Origin of the sequence: Vogesella sp. EB, from assembly GCF_001037925.1 — a bacterium.
Classification (GTDB): domain Bacteria; phylum Pseudomonadota; class Gammaproteobacteria; order Burkholderiales; family Chromobacteriaceae; genus Vogesella; species Vogesella indigofera.
In genome coordinates, this window is sequence record NZ_LFDT01000001.1 from 290791 (window position 1) to 308494 (window position 17704).

Annotated in this window: 15 protein-coding genes; 7 read left to right on the top strand and 8 right to left on the bottom strand. The window is 68.0% G+C overall.

Annotation, left to right across the window (positions count from 1 at the left end):
* Window positions 1–2 precede the first annotated feature (2 nt).
* The 3 genes from ACG97_RS01380 to ACG97_RS01390 form a co-directional block, all read right to left on the bottom strand.
* Window positions 3–3440 (bottom strand): SbcC/MukB-like Walker B domain-containing protein, encoded by a 3438-nt coding sequence (locus ACG97_RS01380; protein WP_047965496.1) that lies wholly within the window; start codon window positions 3438–3440, stop codon window positions 3–5.
* On the bottom strand, window positions 3437–4657 hold the full coding sequence (gene sbcD, locus ACG97_RS01385; RefSeq protein WP_047965497.1) for an exonuclease subunit SbcD: 1221 nt from the start codon (window positions 4655–4657) through the stop codon (window positions 3437–3439). The genes ACG97_RS01380 and sbcD overlap by 4 nt, the downstream gene beginning before the upstream one ends.
* A gap of 103 nt (window positions 4658–4760) precedes the next feature.
* Window positions 4761–5657 carry a DMT family transporter gene (locus ACG97_RS01390; protein WP_047965498.1) on the bottom strand — a complete coding sequence of 299 codons (897 nt, stop codon included), beginning with the start codon at window positions 5655–5657 and terminating at the stop codon, window positions 4761–4763.
* Window positions 5658–5785: 128 nt separating this feature from the next.
* Between ACG97_RS01390 and ACG97_RS01395 the strand changes: the two genes are divergently transcribed.
* Window positions 5786–6226: an Lrp/AsnC family transcriptional regulator gene (locus ACG97_RS01395; RefSeq protein WP_047965499.1), complete on the top strand. Its 441-nt coding sequence runs from the start codon at window positions 5786–5788 to the stop codon at window positions 6224–6226.
* A gap of 41 nt (window positions 6227–6267) precedes the next feature.
* On the opposite strand, the gene ACG97_RS01400 is transcribed toward ACG97_RS01395, so the two are convergent.
* The gene (locus ACG97_RS01400; RefSeq protein ID WP_047965554.1) at window positions 6268–6720 is read right to left on the bottom strand and encodes an Rrf2 family transcriptional regulator; all 453 of its coding nucleotides are present in this window, start codon (window positions 6718–6720) and stop codon (window positions 6268–6270) included.
* Between the two features lie 263 nt (window positions 6721–6983).
* On the opposite strand from ACG97_RS01400, the gene norV reads away from it, so the two are divergent.
* The 4 genes from norV to ACG97_RS01420 all read left to right on the top strand — a co-directional run bounded on the left by norV (window position 6984) and on the right by ACG97_RS01420 (window position 11226).
* Entirely contained in the window at window positions 6984–8375 is a 1392-nt protein-coding gene (gene norV, locus ACG97_RS01405; protein WP_047965500.1) for an anaerobic nitric oxide reductase flavorubredoxin, read from the top strand.
* 23 nt (window positions 8376–8398) lie between these two features.
* Window positions 8399–9526 (top strand): FAD-dependent oxidoreductase, encoded by a 1128-nt coding sequence (locus tag ACG97_RS01410; RefSeq protein WP_047965501.1) that lies wholly within the window; start codon window positions 8399–8401, stop codon window positions 9524–9526.
* A 253-nt stretch (window positions 9527–9779) separates the two neighbouring features.
* Complete coding sequence (locus ACG97_RS01415; RefSeq protein WP_047965502.1) at window positions 9780–10556, top strand: DUF5602 domain-containing protein; 777 nt, start codon at window positions 9780–9782, stop codon at window positions 10554–10556.
* Window positions 10557–10701: 145 nt separating this feature from the next.
* Window positions 10702–11226: an NUDIX hydrolase gene (locus ACG97_RS01420; protein WP_047965503.1), complete on the top strand. Its 525-nt coding sequence runs from the start codon at window positions 10702–10704 to the stop codon at window positions 11224–11226.
* A 119-nt stretch (window positions 11227–11345) separates the two neighbouring features.
* On the opposite strand, the gene ACG97_RS01425 is transcribed toward ACG97_RS01420, so the two are convergent.
* The gene (locus tag ACG97_RS01425; protein ID WP_202902676.1) at window positions 11346–11906 is read right to left on the bottom strand and encodes a hypothetical protein; all 561 of its coding nucleotides are present in this window, start codon (window positions 11904–11906) and stop codon (window positions 11346–11348) included.
* A gap of 432 nt (window positions 11907–12338) precedes the next feature.
* Here ACG97_RS01425 and ACG97_RS01430 point away from each other — a divergent pair, with 432 nt between their 5' ends.
* Complete coding sequence (locus ACG97_RS01430) at window positions 12339–13490, top strand: GGDEF domain-containing protein (RefSeq protein ID WP_082133607.1); 1152 nt, start codon at window positions 12339–12341, stop codon at window positions 13488–13490.
* A 122-nt stretch (window positions 13491–13612) separates the two neighbouring features.
* Window positions 13613–13957, top strand: a complete 345-nt coding sequence (locus ACG97_RS01435) for a zf-TFIIB domain-containing protein (RefSeq protein ID WP_047965506.1) — start codon at window positions 13613–13615, stop codon at window positions 13955–13957.
* 109 nt (window positions 13958–14066) lie between these two features.
* Here the strand turns inward: ACG97_RS01435 and ACG97_RS01440 are convergent, their stop codons facing one another.
* From ACG97_RS01440 to ACG97_RS18170, 3 genes are all read right to left on the bottom strand, one after another.
* Complete coding sequence (locus tag ACG97_RS01440) at window positions 14067–15179, bottom strand: PQQ-dependent sugar dehydrogenase (protein WP_047965507.1); 1113 nt, start codon at window positions 15177–15179, stop codon at window positions 14067–14069.
* Window positions 15180–15213: 34 nt separating this feature from the next.
* Complete coding sequence (kdpE, locus tag ACG97_RS01445; RefSeq protein ID WP_047965508.1) at window positions 15214–15906, bottom strand: two-component system response regulator KdpE; 693 nt, start codon at window positions 15904–15906, stop codon at window positions 15214–15216.
* A partial coding sequence (locus ACG97_RS18170) for a DUF4118 domain-containing protein (RefSeq protein WP_047965509.1) occupies window positions 15906–17704 on the bottom strand: 1799 nt, incomplete at its 5' end. The genes ACG97_RS18170 and kdpE, both read right to left, overlap by 1 nt.

A 17704-nucleotide genomic window follows, 5' to 3' on the forward strand; every position in this document is an offset into this window, starting at 1 on the left:
CCCTAGCCCACCACCTGCAGGCTGGACTGCCCCAGCCCGCTGCCCTTCTTCACCACGATCTGCACCGCGATGCGCTCCTGCATGCCCGTCACGTGGCTGATCACGCCGATGGATTTGCCGCTGGCGTTGATCGCATCCAGCGCGTCCAGCGCCACTTCCAGCGTGTCGCCGTCCAGCGTGCCGAAGCCTTCGTCGAGGAACAGCGAGTCGATGGAGGTCTTGTGGCTGACCAGGTCGGACAGCGCCAGTGCCAGCGCCAGGCTGACCAAGAAGCTCTCGCCGCCGGACAGGGTGCGGGTATCGCGGGTGGCGTCGGCCTGCCAGGTGTCGACGATCGCCAGTTCCAGCTCGCCGCCAGCCTTGCGCTGCAGCAGGTAGCGGCCGTGCAGGCGCGCCAGATGGCGGTTGGCGAGGTGCATCAGGTGGTCCAGCGTCAGCCCCTGCGCAAACTTGCGGTACTTGTCGCCCTCTTTCGAACCGATCAGGCTGTTGAGCCGCTGCCAGATGTCGGCATCGGCGCTGTGCTGCTCGATCTGGCGCAGCAGCGCCTGCTGGTTGTCGCGGCGCTGTGCGTCGTCGTGCAGCAGCGCCTGCAACGCACCCTGCTGGCCGGACAGCGCCTGGCGCTGTGCATCCAGCGCCGCCAGTGCGGCGTCCAGCTCGGCCAGCGACAGCGGGCTAAGCGCCTGTTGCTGCAGCGATTTCAGCGTGGCGAGCGCGGTTTGCCACACCGCCTGACTGCGTTGCAGCGCCTGTTCCAGCTGTTGCTGCTGCGCCTGTAGCCGCTGGCGCTCGTCGGCCGGCAACAAGGCCTGCAGGAAGGCGGCCGGATCGGCAAACGGGCTGGCGGCCAGTGCGGCCAACCATGCCTGTTCGGCGCGCTCGTGCTGCTGCTGTTGCGCCTGCAGATCGGCCGCCAGCTGCGCTTGCTGCCCCTGCAGGCTGGCGATCTGCGCCACCAGTTGCTCCGCTTGCGCGGCGTAGTGCGCCAGTGCCGGCTCGTCAGCGGCGGCCGCGTCGCAGTCCACCGGCGCCGAGGCGGCCAGCTTGTCCCAGCGCGCCTGCCAGCCTTGCGCCAGCGTGGCGGCCTGTTCGCTGCGCGCCTGCTGCTGCAGCAGTACGCCCTGTTGCTGCTGTTGCGCGAGCTGGGTGTCCTGCCAGCGTTGCCAGTCGAGCTGGCGGGCGGCCAGCCACGCCGCCATGTCGTCATCGGTGGCAGACCCGTCGGCGCTAAAACCGGCGGCGGCGATGGCCGCGGCCAACGTTGCGCCGGCCTGTTCGACGTGTTGCGCGGTGGCTGCCAACTGGCGCTGCAGCTCGGCCACGCCTTGTTCCGCATGCGCTTTTTCCTGCAGCAGCAACTGGTGCTGCTGGCCGGCTTGCTGCAGTTGCGCGGCCTGTTGAGCCTCCTGCTGGCGGGCGGTGGCCAGGCTTTGCTGTGCCAGTTCCGCCTGTTGCAACGTGCGGTTGAGGGCGGCGTCGTGCTGCTCGGCGCCGAGCAGCCCTTGCTGCAATGGTTCCTGCTGCGCCCAGCCGCTGTCATCCAGCCCCAGCGGCGCGGCCTGTGCCTGCCAGGCGGCTTGCGCTTGCTGCCGGTTGTCGGCCAGGGTGTCCAGTGCGCCCTGCAGCTGGGCAAGACGCTCTTCCAGCTTGACCAGCTCGCCGTTGACGGCACGGCCCTGCTCCTCCAGCAGCTGCAGCGCGGCTTCCTTTTCCTGCAGCGCGCGGGCGGTGTCGGAGACGGTCAGCGCCTGATAGGCGTGAATGCCGGGGTGTTCCAGCGAGCCGCACAAGGGGCAGGCCTCGCCCGGCTGCAGCGCGGCGCGGTGCGCTTCCAGGCTCTGGATGCGCTGTTCCAGCAGCAACAGCCGGCGCTTGTCGTCCACCTGCTCCTTCAGCGTGCGGTAGTCCTGCCGCAAGCCATCGCGCCGTGCTTGCTGCGCCGCCAGCTGCTGGCGGGCATCGGCCAGCGCGCCTTGCAGCTGCGTGTCTTGTGCGGCGTGCTGGCACAGCTGGCTGGCCAGCTGGCCCAGCTGCCGCCACGACTGCAGCTGTTGCTGGCCAAGTTGCCAGCGCTCGCGCAGGCTGGCCAGCGTCTGGCCCTGCAACAGCTCGGCCGCCGCGTGCTCGGCTGCTTGCGTGGCGTGCCGGCTTTGCTGGTGCTGCATGGTGGCGTGCTGCAGCGCCTTGTCCAGCTCGCCCAGACGGCGCTCGGTCGCGGCCAGCCCGTCCTGCTGCGCCTGCCGCTGGTTTTGCAGCTGTCGCAACGTCTGCTGTGCCTGTTGCAGCTGCTTGTGCTCGCTGTGCCAGCCGCTGAGGCGTTCACCCAGCACCGCAAAATGGGCGTGCTGCGCCAGCCACGCCTGTCGTGCCTGCAATTCCTCCTGCAGCGCCTGGCACTGCAGCCGGGCGCCGGAGGCCAGCGCGGCGGCGATGGCCGTGGCCTGCCAGTGGGCGGCGATCGACTGCTGCCGGCTGTCGGCAAGCTGCGCCTGCAAACTGTCGCCGGCCGCTCGGATTTGTTGCTGGCGCGCGGCGGCGTCCTGCCACGCCTGATAGAGCGGCTGCAGCGCCGCCGCCGGCTCGCTGTGCTGCAGTCGCTGCAAGGTTGGCCGCGCCTGCTCGATCGCCTGCTGCGCCACCTGCTCCGCAAGCTGCGCCTGCTGCTCGGCCAGTTCGGCCTGCGTCAGCTCATGCCGCCACTGGCGCAGCACCTGCGTCTGTGCCTGTTGCTGCTGCAATGCGGCCAGCTGCGACGCCAATTCCGCGGTCTGCTGCTGCATGGCCTGCCGCTGTGCTTCCGGCAGCAGCGCCACGCCGTCGGCGCGGGCCTGCAACTGCTCCAGCGCCTGCTTGGCGTCGCGTGCCCGCTCGAACACGCGCTGCGAGATCTGGCCGTAGATGTCGCTGCCGGTGAGTTCTTCCAGCAGCTCGGCGCGCTCGTTGGCGCTGGCATTGAGGAAGGCGGCAAAACCGCCCTGCGCCAGCAGCATCGATTTGGTAAAGCGCGCGAAATCCAGCCCGGTAATGGCCTCGATGCGCTTGAGCTTGTCGTTGATGTGGGTGGTAAGGATGGTGCCGCTGGCGTCGACCAGTTCCACCCGCGGCGCCTGCAGCTGGCCGTCGGCCTTGTCGCGTGCGCGGCGCTGGCTCCAGAACGCGCGGTACAGCTGGCCCTTCACCTCGAACTCCACCTCGGCCAGACAATCGGCGGTGTGGCGGCTCATGATCTCGTTGCTGCTGGCGGAGATGGTCTTCAGCCGCGGCGTTTCGTGGTACAGCGCCAGGCAGATGGCGTCCAGCAGCGTGGATTTGCCGGCGCCGGTGGGGCCGGTAATGGCGAACAGGCCGTTGCCCCGGAATGGCGGCCGGGTGAAGTCGATCTTCCACTCGCCTTGCAGCGAGTTCAGGTTCTTCAGGCGCAGGGTCAGGATCTTCATGCCTCGCCCTCCTGCAGGCTGGCGACAATGTCGCGGTAGCGCGCCTGCAGCTGTGCGGCCAAGGTTTCGTCCAGCGTTTCCAGTTGCAGCCGCTTGTCGAACACGTCGAACGGCGTCAGCTCGTCCAGTGTCTCGCGCGCCGCGGCCTGCAGCGTGGCGGCGGCATTGCCGCGCTCGCGGCGGATGCGGAGCACCTCCACCGGCAGTTCGGCAGTGATGTTCTGGATGCGCGCCTGCAGGTCGGACAGGTAATCGTCACCCTGCACCAGCACCTCCAGCCACACCGGCTGCGCGGCGCTGCCCAGCGTGGCAGCCTCGGTGATGGCGGCGGCCAACGTTGCCAGATCGCCCTTCACCGACACCAGCTGCTGGAAGCGCGGCACCGGCAACGGCGTCACCCCCAGCAGGCCGATGGCGTCGACATCCACCAGCAGCACCTGTTTCTGCTGGCCGGCCTCGTCGAAGCTCAGCGGGATCGGCGAGCCGCTGTAGCGGATGTGTTCCAGCCCGCCCACCTGCTGCGGGCGGTGGATGTGGCCCAGCGCGATGTAGTCAGCCGGCGGAAAGGCGCTGCTGGGAAACGCTTCCAGCGCGCCGACGTAGATCTCGCGCACCGATTCGCTGGCGCTGGCGCCAACGGTGGTGAGGTGGCCGGTGGCGATGATGGGCAGCGGCAACTGCAGCGCGTCGCGCCGGGCGCAGGCCAGCCGGTACAGCGCCTGATAGTGCTGGTGGATGGCCTCCTGCAGCGTGAGCTGCTTTTCCTCGGCGCTCTGTCCGGCCTGGCTTTGCATCACGTCACGCGGACGGATGAACGGGATGGCGCAGACGATGGCGCCGGGCGTGCCGTCGCGCTGTGGCAACACCAGCACCTGCTGCGCAAGATCGGCCTCCACCGCCGGGATGACGCTGGTGCCAAGGCAGCTCAGCAGCGGCCGGCTTTCCGCCAGCGTCGCCACCGAGTCGTGATTGCCACCCAGCAGCACGAGCGCGGTGCCGCTGCCGTGCAGCGCCACCACCAGCCGGTTGTACAGCTCGCGCGCGTAGCTGGGCGGCGCGCCGGTATCGAACAGGTCGCCGGCGACGATGACGGCGTCGACGGCGTGCTCGCTCACTTGCTGCAGCAGCCAGTCGATGAAGGCCTGGTGCTCTGCCTGGCGGGTCTTGCCCATGAAGTGCTGGCCGAGGTGCCAGTCAGAGGTGTGAAGGATGCGCATGAGGAATACTGGGGCGTTGGCAATGTGGCCGATTGTAGCAAGCCCGCCGTGCCGGCAGCATGGCGGCAGACGGATTGCCCGCCTGCCGCCAATTTATTCAGGATCAGGCACCGGCCTTTGCCGCTTGCGGGACAGCCACGGCCGGCACCCGCTGCAGCCCCCACGCGTTGGCCGCAACAATCAGCAGCACGCCCAGCAGCTGCCAGCCATCCAGCAACCGGCCGTAGGCGAGGTAATCCACCAGCAGCGCCACCACCGGGTAACTGAAACCGAGCAGGCCGATCCAGTGGGTGGGCAGCTGGCGGAAGGCGGCGTACATGATGATGTACATCAGCGTGGTGTGCACCAGCCCCAGCGTGGCCAGATAGCCCCAATGGCTGCCGGCCACCCACAGGCTGGCGTTGTCCAGCAGCGGCCACAGCAGCAGCACGCCGGTCAGCGTCTGCACGCAGGCGATGTGGGTGGGCGCCAGCGTCTTCGGCAGCTGTTTGCTGATCAGCGTCACCACCGCGTACAGCATGGCGGCGCCCAGCGCCAGCAGGATGCCCAGCAGCCCGCCGCCGGCACCCTGCCCCGGCTGCACGATCAGCAGCATGCCGGCAAACGCCACCGCCACCGCGGCCAACTTGCGCACCGTCAGCGCCTCGCCCAACAGCAACCGACCCAGCAACAGCAGCCAGAACGGCTGGGTGTGATACACCACGGTGGCGATGCCGATCGAGCTGTAGTGATAGGCGTTGAACAGCAGCAGCCAGTTGCCCACCAGCGCCACGCCGCCGGCGATGCACCACAGCAGGCTGGCCCGGGTAAACGGCCACGTTTGCCACAGCCCGCGCCACCAGGCGTACAGGCCCAGCCCCAACGCACCCAGCACGCAGCGCACGAATACCACGTTCCAGACCGGCTGCCCCGACTGCAGCACGAACCAGCCGATGGTGCCGGACAGCGCCATGGCGGCCAGCATCTGCAGCACGCCGGTGCGTAAATTTTGTTGTGTCATGATCAGGTTCTCCTTGCAGGCTAGTGTGCTACAGCATACGCAGCTCGCGCAGCCGGTTGAATGGACTTTGCAAGGCAGAATCGGCTTGCTACCTTGTAAATATCGCCAAATCGACAGGATTGCCTGCAATGAAAGACTGGATTGACGTACAGCTGGTGGGGCTGCTGCAACAGGACGCGCGGCAGAGCATTGCCGAGCTGGCGCGGCAGCTGAAGATGTCCGGCCCCAGCGTGTCGGAACGGCTGAAGCGGCTGGAGGAACACGGTGCCATTCGCGGCTACACCCCGGAGCTGGACTGGCCGCAGTGGGGCTACACCCTGCAGGCCATCGTGCGGCTGCGCCCGCTGCCGGGCCAGCTCAAGGCGCTGGAGGCGCGCCTCGTCGCCACGCCGCAGTTCACCGAGTGTGACAAGGTCACCGGCGAGGATTGCTACATCGCCCGCCTGCTGCTGCGCGACATCGGCCAGCTGGACGAGATCCTGGACGGCTTTGCCGAACTGGCCACTACCGCCACCAGCATCGTCAAGGCCAGCCCGGTGCTGCGCCGGCTGCCACCGCTGCTGCCCTAGCAGCAAAGCGGCCACGCAAGGTTGGCCGCAGCGCGTATCGCTCAGTCGGAGACGGGATGGATCTCGATGCCGAGCGCACGCCCCAGCCCCGCCGGCTGGATCAGCAGATCGGCCAGGGTGTGGCGTGACAGCTCGCTGTAGAAGGCCTCTTGCGCCGCATGCAGCACGCGATACAGCCGGCAGCAGGCGGCGATGCGGCAGTGCGAGTGCTCGGCATCAAAGCACTCGACCAGCACGTTGTCGGCCTCCGCCGCCCGCACCAACTGGCCGAGGTTGACCTGCTGCGGTGCGTGCGTCAGACGCATGCCGCCGCCCTTGCCGCGCACCGTAGTGAGATAGCCCTGCTGCCCCAGAAAATGCACCACCTTGGTCAGGTGGCTGGCGGAAATGTCGTAGGCGTGGGCAATCTCGCCGATGGTCACCAGGCGCTCGCCCGCCAGCGCGCTGTACATCATTACCCGCAGGCAGTAGTCGGTAAAGGCGGTCAATCGCACGATCGGGACCATTCCATGGTGTTGTTCAATCCGGCAGCTTATGCACCCGGACTCGGGTCGCCATTCTACCCTGCCGGCCAGCACCCGGTTGCGGCGGTTTGCCTCACGCCGGCCTGCCGTTACGGTAAAAACCGGCCGAAAACGCGCGTTCTTGATGCGCCTCAAGCGAATGGACTTTGCTTCATAACATTCATTTTCTATGAATGTTATCGGGTATAAGATTCATATCAGACGAATCTTATACCCCCTCAAGGAGCACCACCATGGCTTTCACCGTCAAAAACAATATCCGCTGGGTCGGCAAACAGGACTGGGAGCTGCGCGAGTTTCACGGCAGCGAGTACAGCACCCACCGCGGCTCCAGCTACAACAGCTACCTGATCAAGGAAGAAAAAATCGCGCTGATCGACACCGTGTGGGCGCCGTATGCCGAAGAATTCGTCGCCAACCTGGCAAAAGAAGTCGATCTCGGCGCCATCGACTACATCATTGCCAACCACGGCGAGATCGACCACAGCGGTGCCTTGCCGGCGCTGATGGCGCGCATCCCCGACACCCCGATCTACTGCACCGCCAACGGAGCCAAGTCGCTGCGCGGCCACTATCACCAGGACTGGAACTTCAAGATCGTCAAGACCGGCGACAGCCTCGACCTCGGCAACGGCAAGCAACTGGTATTTGTCGAGATGCCGATGCTGCACTGGCCCGACAGCATGGCTACCTACCTCACCGACGACGCCGTGCTGTTCAGCAACGACGCCTTCGGCCAGCACTATGCCAGCGCGCAGATGTTCAACGACCAGTGCGACCCGGTCGAACTGCAGGAAGAGTGCATCAAGTACTACGCCAACATCCTGACCCCGTTCAGCGCGCTGGTGACCCAGAAAATCCACGAAGTGCTGGCCTTGAACCTGCCGATCGACATGATCGCCACCAGCCACGGCATCATCTGGCGCGACAAGCCGACCCAGATCGTCGAGCAGTACCTGAAATGGGCCGACGACTACCAGGAAAACCAGATCACCCTGGTCTACGACACCATGTGGAACGGCACCCGCATGATGGCGGAGGCGATTGCCGAGGGCATCCGCAACGCCGATCAGGATGTCGTGATCAAGCTGTTCAACCTGTCCAACAGCGACAAGAACGACGTGCTCACCCACGTGTTCAAGTCCAAGGCCATCCTGGTCGGCAGCCCGACCGTCAACAACGTGATGCTGCCGCACGTCGCCGCCCTGCTCGAGGAAATGACCGGGCTGCGCTTCAGGAACAAGGCGGCAGCGGCGTTCGGCACCCATGGCTGGAGCGGCGGCGCGGTGGAACGCATCGCCAAACGGCTGGACGATGCCGGCTTCCGCGTACTCAATCAGGGCATCGCTGCGGAATGGCGGCCAACCGACGACGCGCTCTCGCAGGCGGTGCGCTTTGGCGAGGCCTTCATCGGGCAGCTGGGCCAGCGCGAACCGCTGGCGGCGAGTGATACCGGCAGCTGTGGCAGCGGCAAGATGCGCTGCAAGACCTGCTCGTGGGCCTATGACCCGCAACAGGGTGAAGCCTCGCAAGGCGTGGCCGCCGGCACCGCCTGGCCGGATGTCGCGGAAAGCTTCCTGTGCCCGGTGTGCTTCATGGGCAAGAGCGACTTTGTTCCCGCGTAAACAACCGTCCCCGGAGATTCCTGATGAAAAAACCCCTCGTCATCATCGGTAGCGGCCACGCCGGCTACACCCTGGCCCGGGCGTTCCGCCAGCTCGATGCCGCCACCCCCGTCATCATCCTGACCCAGGACGGCGGCGAGCAGTATCCCAAGCCGCAGCTCAGCCACGGCTTCGGCCAGCAAATGGCGGCCGAGCAGCTGGTGCAGCAGCACGCCACCGCCATCGCCGCCGAGCTGAAAATCATGGTGCGCCCCAATACCCTCGTCACCGCGATCGACTTCGACGCCAAACTCGTCCACGCCGGCGCGGTGCAGATCCCCTACAGCGACCTGGTGCTGGCGGTGGGCGCCGAGCCCTTCGTGCCGACCATCCGCGGCGACGCGGCACAGGACATCCTGACCCTGAACAACCTGGAGCAGTACCGTCGCTATATCGCGCAGCTCGAGCGCAGCGAGCGCGTGCTGGTCATCGGCGGCGGCCTGATCGGCACCGAGATCGCCCACGACATCGCCCGCCACAAGCAGGTAACGCTGGTGGACATCGGCAGCCGGTTGCTGGAGCGGCTGGTGCCCGAGGTGGTCAGCCAGCGCCTGCACCATGCCATGGCGCCGGTGACGATGCGTTTCGGCACCGCGGTGGACCGCATCGACCGCGCGGCGACCGGTTACCACGTGAAGCTCAGCAATGGCGAAATCCTTAACGTGGACGCCGTGATCTGCGCGGCGGGGCTGAAGCCGCGGCTGGAGCTGGCCGCAGGACTGGCGACTGGATTGGCCACCGGGCGCGGCATCACCGTCGACCGCTATCTGCGCACCTCGCAGCCCAATGTCTATGCGCTGGGCGACTGCGCCGAGATCGAGGGCCAGATCCTGCCCTACCTGCAGCCGATCACGCTGTCGGCGCGGGCACTGGCCAGCACCCTGGCCGGCACGCCGCAGCCGGTGCGTTTCGGCCCGCTGCCGGTGGCGGTGAAAACGCCGCACTATCCGATCCAGCTGGCGGGCATCACCCACGGGCAGGCGCTGGACTGGCAGATCAGCGAGGGTGACGACGGCCTCACCGCGCTGGCCCATCGCGACAGCAAGCTGGTCGGCTACGTCACCACCGGCAGCCGCAACGGCTTCAGCCTGCTACCTAGCCTGGCCGGCTGAACCGGTCGCGCCGGAGCGGCCGGGGCAGACAGCGTGCCGGCCGGCGGCTGGCGTCCTGCCCCAGGCCAACATTGCCCGCAGGCAAGCGGCAAAAGGTTGGCCGCAATGGCGCACCGGCAGGTAGCCACTACCTCGCTGCGCCCACCCGGTAGCCGGTACTGGCAAAAGCAGACTCATTCACTAAGATGCAAACACACCAGCTTCTGGTGACACGCTCCACACTCCTCTCACTCACCAGCAAGAGGTACGCAATATGAAGACACTGCAAGCATCCGCCAGGCCGGCAACACCGGTCTGGCTGGCCGTCGTGGCGATGGCCGCCAGCCCGCTGCTGGCCAGCGCCGGCGACCTGTCCGCCACTTACCGCGGCAAGCCGGTGCCCTTCGGCCAGGGCCAGGCGCACACCGAAGTCCGCACCGATGCCGCCGGCAAGGCGGTCGCCGTCAGCATCGTGTTCAGTGAACAGGCGCTCGCCGGGCTGCCGGGCGCCGCCATGGCACCGGCCTACCTGCTGCGCATGCCGGCCAAGGGGCCGCGCACGGTGGTCGACCACGTGGTCATCAACTGGGAGGCCGTCGGCCACCCGCCACCCAAGGTCTACGACGTGCCGCATTTCGATTTCCACTTCTATCTGGTGAAACGGGCGGAGACGATGAAGGTGCATTTCAACAGCGACGCAGAATCGGCCGATCCGAGCCAGCAACCGCCGTCCGAGCTACTGCCCGCCGGCTACATCTTGCCGCCGGGCACGGCCGTCCCGAAAATGGGCGTGCACGCCATCAATCCCCAGGCGGCGGAATTCCAGCAGCCGCCGTTCACCGCCACGCTGATCTACGGCTACCACAACAAGAAGCAGACCTTCATCGAGCCGATGGTGTCACTGGCGTTTCTGCAGTCGAAGCCGGTGTTTTCCGCACCGGTGGCGCGCCCGGCCCGCTACAGCAAGAGTGGCCGCTACCCCGCCGGTTATCGCGTGAGCTACCGCCCCGACAGCAAGTCGTACGAGGTGGCACTGACCGAGCTTCAATGACGGCGCCCCCGTCAGCGGCGCTGGCGGGCGGCTGCCGACACCCACTGCGGCCAACCCTGGCCGCTTTTCTTTTGTCCGCTACTTGACGCCGCCCTGCCTGCTGCGGCACAAACAGCGCCTTGCCTGAAAGGCGCTGGGGCGATCAATGAACCACCTGCAAACCATTTACCACCTGCAACCGACGCCGACGGCGCGGGTGCAGCAGCGGCTGGCGGTGCGCGGCATCGTGGCGCGCGGACGCGAGCTGTTGCTGCTGTATACCGGCCGCTACGACGACTACAGCCTGCCGGGCGGCGGAGTGGAGGCAAACGAGGATCACGCGCTAGCACTGGCACGCGAGCTGGCAGAGGAAACCGGCGCCCGCGATGTCCGCATCCTGCACCCCTTCGGGCTGATCGACGAGTTCCGCCCGCCGCGCGGCGACTACGACGTGCTGCACATGCTGTCCTACTGCTATGTGTGCCGCATCGCGACAACGTTGGCCGCACCGCAGATGGAAGCCTACGAGATCAACAACCGCATGCAGCCGCGCTGGCTGGACGTGGACGCCGCCATTGCCCACAACCAGGCGGTGCTGGCGCGCGGCGCGGCCGGCATGGGGCTGTCTATCGTGCGCGAGACCGCGCTATTACGGCGCATCGCCCAGGCGCTGGACGCCGGCGAACTGTAAGTGCACGGCACACCGCTCGCGCCGCACCGGGGTGCGCCCGCGTTGCCGGATTGAAGCGCCGATGGCAAGGCGGGCGGCCACTGCCTGCCCGCCTGCCATCCCCCATCGCACACGGTCGCTTAGTCCACCGGGATCATCAGGTGCTGGTAAGGCGTACCCGGCCACATCACGTACGGCACGCTGGTATCCGGCGTGGCACTCTTGGGGTACATGTCATAGAACGCCGGCTCCGCGCCGACGATCATCACGTGCGGCCCGGTCTTGACCCAGTGGTTGCCGGCATCCGGCTTCGCCGCGTACGGGTCGGTATTGCTGGCATCGGTGCCCCCCGACAACATGTACATGAAACCGATCTGGCCGGCGACCGGTGTGGTGTGACCAATCCAGGCCATCGCCCACGCCATCGCCGCCTTGTCCATGCACATCGGGTCCGGGCCGGGGGTGGCCGGGTTGTCCGGCATGCAGGTGAAGCCGTTACTGCCCTGGCGCAGGGTGCGCATCTTGCCGTCGGCCTCCATGGCGACGACGGTCGCCGCGGCGCTGACCTTTTTCGGGGCGGCGCTCATCGCGCTCTTGATCATTTGGGTATCGCTGGCGGCCATCACCGCCGGCACCTGGCCGATGACAGCGAGCGCCATGGCGATGGTCAGACAACGGTGTGTCAAGGTCGATGTCGACATGATCACTCCTTCTTGCAATGCAACGGGTGTCTACCCGGCTGCCGCAAGCGCTGCGGATGACACCTGGCGGGTGTGAACAAGACGGCAAGCTGTCGCCGTCACCCGCTGACAGCCGGGAGCGGGCAAACACAAGGCGCGGCAGCACAGCCGGTGTGCCCTAAGTGTAGGAGACGGCCCGTCAACCGCAACCGGCGGCCGGGCTTGCCTGCCACCAGGCTTGGCGGCCAGCACCCGCTGCGCCGGCGCGGCGCGCGCACCGCCGTACCACATATGCAAATAGTATTATTTGATCCTGGCCAAAATGACGTTGATTAAGGCCATGCCAGCACAATGCCGATGCTATGCTAGATGGCTGTTTGCTTGCCCCAACCGCTTTGCCAGGAACCCCCGCACGTGCACAGTCCCACGCTAGTCGCCATTGCCGCAATCCTCATGGTCGTGATGACCCTGATGCTGGCTGCTGCCTGGCGCTTCAACCCGCGCATTGCCGGGCTGGGCGCCTGGACGCTGTCCTATTTCTTCGGGCTGCTGGTCTGCGTCAACCTGCTGCTGCGCGCGGTGGCGCCGGAACTGCTGCTGGTGCTGCTGGCACAGCTGTCGGCCTACCTGATGGCGTGGCTGAACTGGGTGGGCACCCGTGCCTATGTCGGCGCCGCGCCGGTGCCACGACGCTACGGCGTGCTGGGCGCCGTCTTGCTGCTGGCGACCGCGGCCTGGTTTACCGTGGTGCAGCCGGAGCAGACGACACGCTTCACGCTGATGAGCCTGGTGGTGGGCACGCTGTTCCTGCTGTGCGCGCGCACCATCGCCCAAGGCCGGCTGCAGGATCACCCGGCCCGCTACCTGTACGCGCTGGCCAGCGGCGGGCACGGGCTGTTCCTGCTGCTGCGCCCGTGGCTGTTCCGCGTCGGCAACCACGGCCTGTTCGACGCACAGCACGCCATCGCGGTATCGCACCTGGTGGTGGTGGAATCCATCGTCGCCATCGTGCTGATGGCGTTCGGCATCGTGATGCTGGCCAACGAGCAGGTGACGCTGGAATTGCGCCGCATCGCCGACCGCGACCCGCTGACCGGCGTGTTCAACCGCCGCGCCTTCCTCGCCCTGCTGGACAAGGGCAGCCACTACGCCGAGCGCATGGCGTTTCCGCTGTCGGTGCTGCTGATCGATCTGGACCACTTCAAGAAGGTCAACGACAGCTGGGGCCACCAGCTCGGCGACCGCGCGCTGCGCCATTTCGTGACGGTGGCGCAAGCCTGCCTGCGCGATGGCGACGTGATCGGCCGTCTCGGCGGCGAGGAGTTTGCAATCTTCCTGCCCAACGCCCGGCTGGCACAGGCCGAAGCCATCGCCAGCCGCCTGCGCGGCGCACTGGAAATGCAGCCGCTGCGCCACGGCGAGGCCGCCATCGCGCTGACCGCCAGCATCGGCGTGGCACAACGCCAGCCGCAGGAAGCACCACAAGCGCTGCTGCATCGCGCGGACGAGGCGATGTATCTGGCCAAGCACAAGGGCCGCAACCGCATCGAACTGGCAGCGGGCAGCCCGCCCACCGACAGCACTACGGCGCTGGCACTGCCGTAAGCCGTTGCCGCCTGCGGCCAACGTTGGCCGCAGCCGCCGCGGCGGAACCATAGCCGGCCGCCGCGGTCTGTGACACACCGGCGCCAAAGTGGTGGCCGGCACCATCAACAAGGAGAACAGCCATGCAGTGCCCGGTTTGCAAGGATACGACGCTGGTGATGAGCGAACGCCAGGGGATCGAGATCGACTACTGCCCGCAGTGCCGCGGGGTGTGGCTGGATCGTGGCGAGCTGGACAAGATCATCCAGCATTCGCTGGGCAATATGGCCGCCGCCACTGCCGCACCACAAGCAGCGCAGCCGGTTGCAGCGCAGGCCGCCCAGCCTGGCTACCCGCCACGCCAGCCGCAGCAGCCCTATCAGCAACAACAGCCCCACCAGCAACAGCCTTACCCGCAGCACGACAAGTACGGTGACAACCGCCACTACAAGCGCAAGAAGAGCTTCTGGGAAGAACTGTTCGATTAAATAGCGAAAGCGGAAACAAAGCGGCCAACCCTAGTCGGTTGGCCGCTTTGTTTTTGCGCTTGCCAGTCGGCCGCCGCACACAGCCGCACACAGCCGAGCCAGCCCGGACTCAGCCCGGCAACAGCCGCAACAGCTGGCCGTCGTCCTCGTCGGTGAGCAGGTAGATGAAGCCGTCCGGGCCTTCGCGCACGTCGCGCACGCGCTGGCCAAGGCCGGTGAGCAGCTTTTCTTCGCGCAGCACGCGCGTGCCGGCCAGCTCCAGCCGCAACAGGTAGCGGAATTTCAGCGAGCCGAGCAGCAGGCTGCCCTGCCACGCCCTGCCGTAGCGCGTGCCGCGCACGAAGGCCATGCCGGATGGCGCGATCGACGGCGTCCACTGCCACAGCGGCTGCTCCATGCCCGCCTTGCGGCTGAGGCCGGCGCCGACCGGGCCGCCGCCGTAGTTTTCACCGTAGGTGATCACCGGCCAGCCGTAGTTCTTGCCGGCCTCGGGGCGGTTCAGCTCGTCGCCGCCCTGCGGCCCGTGCTCGTGCGTCCACAGCCGGCCGTCCGGCCCCAGCGCGGCGCCCTGAGAATTGCGGTGGCCGAGGCTCCAGATTTCCGGACGCGCGCCGGCGCGGCCGACGAAGGGATTGTCCGGCGGAATGCCGCCATCCTTGCGCACGCGCACCACCTTGCCGTGGTGGTTGTCCAGCGTCTGCGCGTCGGCCATGCGCTGGAAGCGGTCGCCCAGCGTCAGGAACAGCGTGCCGTCGGCGGCCTCGACGATGCGGCAGCCGAAGTGGGCGCGGCTGCTGAATTTCGGCTGCTGGCTGAACAGCACCTTCACCTGTTCCAGGCGGCTGGCGTCGTCCGCCAGCCGGGCGCTGGCCAGCGCGGTGGAATTGCCGTAGCCGCTGGCGGCCGGCTCGGCGTAGCAGAAGTACAGCGTGCGGTTGCGGGCGAAGTCGCGGTCGGTGACCAGATCCAGCAGGCCGCCCTGCCCGGCGGCGTCGATGCGCGGCAGCCCGGCCAGCGGCTTGCCCAGCTGCCCGCCGGCGCTCACCAGCCGCAGGCGGCCGGGGCGCTCGGTAACCAGCATGCGCCCGCCGTCGATGAAGGCTACCGCCCACGGGTGCTCCAGTCCACTCGCGACCAGCTCCGCCCGCGGCGCGGCCTGCGCCGGATTGGCCAGCGCCAGCAGCGCCAGCGCCCACGCTGGCCATCGTGCTTGCTTGCTCATGCCTGTTTCCTCCACGTTGACGACGCGCCGCGGTCTACAGCAGGCGGTAGCCGACGCCGGTTTCGGTGCGCAAAAAGCGCGGCTGCGCCGGATCGGCCTCCAGCTTTTGCCGCAGGTGTGCCATATAGATGCGCAGATAGTGGCTGTGTTCCACGTAGCCCGGCCCCCACACCTCCTGCAGCAGCTGGCGGTGGGTCAGCACCTTGCCGCGATGGGCCAGCAGCGTGGCCAGCAGCCGGTATTCCAGCTGCGTCAGGTGCAGCGGCTCGCCGTCGCGGCTAACGCTGCGGTTGGCTAGATCCACCGTCACCGCCTCGCCCAGGCGGACCAGGCTGCCACCGCCGTTATCGCTGCCGTCGCCGCTGCGTCGCCGCTGCAGTGCACGCACCCGCGCCTGCAGCTCGCCGACGCCGAACGGCTTGGTCAGGTAGTCGTCGGCGCCGGCGTCCAGTGCCGCGATCTTGTCGACCTCATCGACGCGCGCCGACAGCACGATCACCGGCACCTTGCTCCAGCTGCGCAGGTCCAGCAGCAGGCTGACGCCGTCGCCATCGGGCAGTCCGAGGTCCAGCACCAGCACGTCCGGCTTGCGGGTGCCGGCCTCGATCAGGCCGCGCGCCACGGTGTCGGCCTCGAACACGCGGTAGCCCTCGTCTTCCAGTGCGCTTCTGACGAAGCGGCGGATGGCGGCTTCGTCCTCGATGATCAGTGCCGTCAGGGCGTGCATCAGGGCAGGTTCTCCAGGTCAAAATCCAGTGCCGGCGGCGGACGCAGCGGCAGGGACAGGGTGAAACAGGCGCCGCCGTCGTGGCGATTGGCCGCGCTCAGGCGCGCGCCGTGGACATCGGCAATGGTACGGCAAATCGCCAGCCCCAGCCCGACACCGGCGATCGCCGACTCGCGCTCGCCGCGACTGAAGGCGTCGAACAGCCGTGCCGGGTCGCCCGGCGGCAGGCCGGGGCCGCGATCGGCAACGCGCAGCAGGATGCGGCCGTCCTCGGCGGCGGCGCTGATGCGGATAGAGCTGCCGGCCGGGCTGTATTTGGCCGCGTTCTCCAGCAGGTTGACCAGCAGCCGCTCCAGCAGGATGGCGTCGCCGTACAGCATCGGGCAGGCCGGATCGATGTCCAGCTGCAGCGGGTGTGCGTCCAGCGTGTTGCCCAGCGCCGCGATGGCGGTGCCGATCACCTCGTCCGCCGGCAGCCAGTCCTGGTGCAGGGTGACGCCGCCCGCCTGCAGCCGCGCCATTTCCAGTAAATTGGTCACCAGCCGCGTGATGCGCTGCGACTGCGCCAGCAGCAGCGCCGCCTGCTCCTGCTCGGCGCGGCCGCCGCGCTGCAGGGCCAGCAGCAGGGTCTCGGCGTTGCCGGACAGCGCAGTCAGCGGCGTGCGCAGGTCGTGCGACAGCGCCGCCAGCAGCGAGTGGCGCAGCCGTTCCGATTCCATCGACAGCAGCGTCTGCTGCGCCACTTCAATATAGTGCAGCCGCTCCAGCGTCTGCGCCGCCAGCGCCGCCACCGCCTCGCACAGGCGACGGTTGTCCGGGTCGGCCAGTGCCAGCACGTCCGGCACCGCCACCACCAGCACGCCGCGGGTGCGCATCGGCGCCTGCAGCGGCAGGTAGAGCTGCGCTGCATCCGGCAGCGTGTGCGTGCCCTGCCCGGCCGCCTGCTGGTGGTCGAAGCACCAGCGCACCAGCGCCGCGTCCACCGCCAGCGGCGTATCCGGCAGCGCCTCCAGCTGCTCCTCGGCGTCCGGCAGCCACAGGCTGATCTGCGCGTTGAGGCTGGCCTGCAGAAAGCGGCCGGTGATCTCGCCGACCTGCTCCGGCATCAGCGCGCTGCCCAGCTCGCGCGCCATCTCGTACAGGTAGCGGGTGTGCGCCTCGCGCTGGCGCGCCTGCGCCGCCGACTGCCGCTGGCTGGCCACCAGCTGGCCGGCGACCAGCCCCACCGTCAGCATCACAGCGAAGGTGATCAAGTACTGGATGTCCGACACCGCGAACGACCAGTGCGGCGCGACAAAGAAGAAATCGAACAGCGCCACCGACAGCACCGCCGCCCACGCCGCCGGCGCGCGGCCGTAGCGCACCGCCGCCAGCAGCACCAGCAGCAGGTACAGCATCACCAGGTTGGCCGCATCCAGCACGCCGCGCAGCGGCAGCATGGCTGCGGTGAGCGCGAGGCTGGCCAGCGTGGTTTGCCACCAGCCGCCACCGGCACCCGTACGCGGCCAGCGCCAACCGGCCGTGGCGGCGGGCCTGCGCTCGCCGGCGGCCAGGATCAGGCAGTTCAGCTCCGGCGCGCGTTGTGCCAGCTGCTGCTGCAGGCTGGCGCCCAGCCAGCGCGGCCGGTTGCCGCGCTGGCTCAGTGCCAGCAGCGACAGATTGTGGCGCCGCGCGTAGTCGGCGATCAGGCTGGCCGGTGCCGGCCCGGCCAGCACCAGCGTATGCGCGCCCTGTTCCGCCGCCTGCGCCAGCGCCGCCAGCACGCTACTGCGCGCCGCCGCGCCGGCGTGGCCGCGAT